The sequence below is a fragment of the Mycobacterium simiae genome (genome assembly GCF_008370645.1).
In the GTDB taxonomy this organism is placed as follows: domain Bacteria; phylum Actinomycetota; class Actinomycetes; order Mycobacteriales; family Mycobacteriaceae; genus Mycobacterium; species Mycobacterium simiae_A.
The window spans coordinates 1-599 of sequence record NZ_VTZN01000488.1 but is presented as its reverse complement, the minus strand read 5'-3'; the positions used below and the strand labels follow the sequence as shown (position 1 = coordinate 599).

The window sequence follows — 599 nt, the reverse complement described above, 5'->3', positions numbered from 1 at the left end:
GACAGCCCGGGTTGAGGAACAGAAGAAGTCGTCCGGACTCCGCGCAGTTAGCGGCGTGTAACCAGACCAAGAATTCGACACCGCCGAGGCCAAACCCTTTCCCGGCTCCAGCGATCCCGTATCACTTGGCTAGGTCGTTGCGGCCTTGTACGAAACACGATGGCCCCGATCCCTTCTCGTCCAAGGGTTCGAGACCATCGTCCCAAATCAAAGCTGCATACCGGCGTAGTCGGGCGTGGATCGACTACTAAGACCCGGGCTTACCTGGTGAGCCGAATGGAAAGCCAAACGCAAACCCGCCAGTGCCGCCACCCAAGTTGCCCAGCAGACCGGTGCCAGCGTTGCCGCCGTTGCCGCCGTTGCCGATCAGGCCGGAGGGTCCGCCGAATCCGCCTGCCCCACCAACGCCATTAGCGCTGGCTCCGCCGTTCCCGCCGTTACCACCTGAGCCGAACAGCAGACCGCCATCGCCGCCGCCCCCGCCTGAGCCCCCGACCAAGCCGGTCGCGCCGTGTCCACCGGCGCCGCCGCCACCACCGATCAGCCCGGACAGCACACCCGCGGATCCGCCGGCCCCACCGAAGCCCCCGAGCCCGCCG

Annotated in this window: 1 protein-coding gene; it reads right to left on the bottom strand. The window is 66.9% G+C overall.

The genetic code is table 11. The features are described from left to right. Positions 1-247: 247 nt before the first annotated feature. Positions 248-599, bottom strand: a 352-nt coding sequence (locus F0Q45_RS28380; protein ID WP_188113198.1) for a hypothetical protein, incomplete at its 5' end; no start/stop codon positions are given.